This is a genomic window from Streptomyces sp. NPDC012935 (genome assembly GCF_042900345.1).
Classification (GTDB): Bacteria; Actinomycetota; Actinomycetes; order Streptomycetales; family Streptomycetaceae; genus Streptomyces.
The window spans coordinates 1-2,094 of record NZ_JBIBBC010000050.1 but is presented as its reverse complement, the minus strand read 5'-3'; the positions used below and the strand labels follow the sequence as shown (position 1 = coordinate 2,094).

Sequence of the window (2,094 nt, the reverse complement as noted above, 5' to 3'; positions counted from 1 at the left end):
GGCTCTTCCCCAGCAGCCTCCCGTCCTCGGGCACGGGCACGGACATCGGCGCCTCCAGCGCCAGCACCGCGTCGCTCCCGTCGGCCAGGGCCACGGCGAGCGCCTCCACCGCGCCCGCGGGATCGTCGCCGTGCGCGGTGAGCCTGTGCCCCGGCACGTCGACGGCCGCCCAGGCGAAGGAACCGGTGCGGACGGAACCGACGTCGACGGCGACCACACGTGCTGCGGACCGGTCCACGCGCCCCTCCCCCCTGCAGTCGAGTCCGGTCACCGTACCGGTCCGGCTTGACACCACGAGCTCCCTTCCACCACCCTTTCACTACTCAATTAGTGAAAGGGTGGTGGAACGCGATGATCGAGTACCGCATCGACCGGCGCTCCGGCGTCGCCACCTACGTGCAGATCGTGCAGCAGACCAAACAGGCGCTGCGGCTCGGGCTGCTGGAGCCCGGGGACAAGCTGCCCACCGCCCGGGAGGTCGTCGAGGCGACCGCCATCAACCCGAACACCGTCCTCAAGGCGTACCGCGAACTGGAGCGCGAGGGGCTGGTCGAGGCACGGCGGGGGCTCGGCACCTTCGTGCGGCGGGGGCTGAACACCGCGCCGGCGGACTCACCGCTGCGCGCCGAGCTGGACGCCTGGGCCGTCCGGGCCCGCGAGGCCGGGCTGGACCGCGACGACGTGGACGCGCTCTTCACTTCCGTACTGGACACACACTTCAAGGGGGACCCGTCATGACCGAGACCGCCATCGAGGCGGCCGGGCTGGGCATGCGGTTCGGGCGGCGGGGGAAGCCGGCGCTGGACGGCTGCGCGTTCCGGATACCGGCGGGCGGCGTGTGCGCCGTCGTCGGCCCGAACGGCGCCGGCAAGTCGACCCTGCTGTCCCTGGCCGCCGGACTGACCCGGCCCACCGCCGGCGCGCTCACCGTCCTCGGCCGGTCCCCCGCCGAGGTCCGCGCCCGGGTCGGGTACGTCGCCCAGGACAAGCCCCTGTACCCCCAGCTGACCGTCGCCGAGACGCTGCGCTGGGGCCGTGAGCTGAACCCCGGACGCTGGGACGACAAGGTGGCCGAGCGGATCGTCGCCGAGGGCGACCTGGACCCGGAAGGGAAGATCCGCACCCTGTCCGGCGGCCAGCGCACCCGCGTGGCGCTCGCCCTCGCCCTCGGCAAGCGGCCCGAACTGCTCCTCCTGGACGAGCCGATGGCCGACCTCGACCCGCTCGCCCGGCACCAGCTGACGGGGACGCTCATGGCCGACGCGGCCGAGCACGGCACCACGGTCGTGATGTCCTCGCACGTCGTCGCCGAGCTGGAGGGCTCCTGCGACCACCTCCTGCTGCTCGGCGCCGGGCGGGTGCGCCTGGCGGGACCGCTGGACGACCTGCTGGCCGCGCACCGCCTGGTCACCGGCCGCGCCGACGCCTCCCTCGATCCGCACACGGTGGTCGAGGCGCGCACCACCGGCCGCGGCCTCACCGCCCTGATCCGGCCCGAGGGTCCCCGCGACCCCGCGTGGCAGGAGACCGTCCCCACCCTGGAGGAGCTGGTCCTCGCCCACCTCCGTGCCCCGCAGGCACCCGTCCTGCGCCTCGACGACGTCCAGGAGGCCGCCGTATGACCGCTGTGACCCTGGAGACCACGGCTGCCGCCGACCGGCGCCGGGGACCGCGCGGCCTGCTCTGGGCGACGCTGCGGGTGCACCGCTCGGCCCTGTGGTTCTGGGTGATGCTGGTGGCCGTCGGCGCCGGCGTCCTGCTGTGGGCGTACGGTCCCGGCGCGGACGCCGCCTGGGCCGAGTACCGGTCCCGTGGCTGCCTCGACGGGCGGCCGAGCCTCGGCTGCGACATGGGGGGCCCGGCCGCGGAGCGCTACCAGAGCGCCACGGCGCTGGCCGGCGGACTCATCGGGCTCGTCCCCTTCCTCGCCGCCGCCTGGGCCGGCGCCGCGCTCGTCGGGCGGGAACTGGAGAGCGGCACGGCCCGGCTGGCCTGGACGCAGTCGGTCTCCCCGGCCCGCTGGCTCGCCGCCAAGCTCGCCGTCCCCGCCGCGCTGCTGGTGGCGGGCATGGCCGTCCTCACCCTGCTGCACCG

3 protein-coding genes and 1 pseudogene are annotated in these 2,094 nt (G+C 75.2%); 3 read left to right on the top strand and 1 reads right to left on the bottom strand.

The window, feature by feature from the left end:
* On the bottom strand, positions 1 to 238 hold a 238-nt coding region (locus ACFY5C_RS41290; protein WP_389455212.1), incomplete at its 3' end, for a hypothetical protein.
* A gap of 113 nt (positions 239 to 351) precedes the next feature.
* Between ACFY5C_RS41290 and ACFY5C_RS41285 the strand changes: the two genes are divergently transcribed.
* The 3 genes and pseudogenes from ACFY5C_RS41285 to ACFY5C_RS41275 form a co-directional block, all read left to right on the top strand.
* Positions 352 to 738, top strand: coding sequence for a GntR family transcriptional regulator (locus ACFY5C_RS41285; RefSeq protein ID WP_062670598.1), 387 nt, complete (start codon positions 352 to 354; stop codon positions 736 to 738).
* A complete protein-coding gene (locus ACFY5C_RS41280) occupies positions 735 to 1,622 on the top strand; it encodes an ABC transporter ATP-binding protein (RefSeq protein ID WP_086867856.1) in 888 nt (295 codons plus the stop codon). Before ACFY5C_RS41285 ends, ACFY5C_RS41280 begins: the two co-directional genes overlap by 4 nt.
* Positions 1,619 to 2,094, top strand: a pseudogene (locus ACFY5C_RS41275) (ABC transporter permease); the annotation flags it as partial. The gene ACFY5C_RS41280 and the pseudogene ACFY5C_RS41275, both read left to right, overlap by 4 nt.

Excerpts from the sequence above, each read along its gene's own strand:
- ACFY5C_RS41285 (WP_062670598.1), top strand. The coding sequence starts at position 352 with ATGATCGAGTACCGCATCGACCGGCGCTCCGGCGTCGCCACCTACGTG.
- ACFY5C_RS41280 (WP_086867856.1), top strand. The coding sequence starts at position 735 with ATGACCGAGACCGCCATCGAGGCGGCCGGGCTGGGCATGCGGTTCGGG.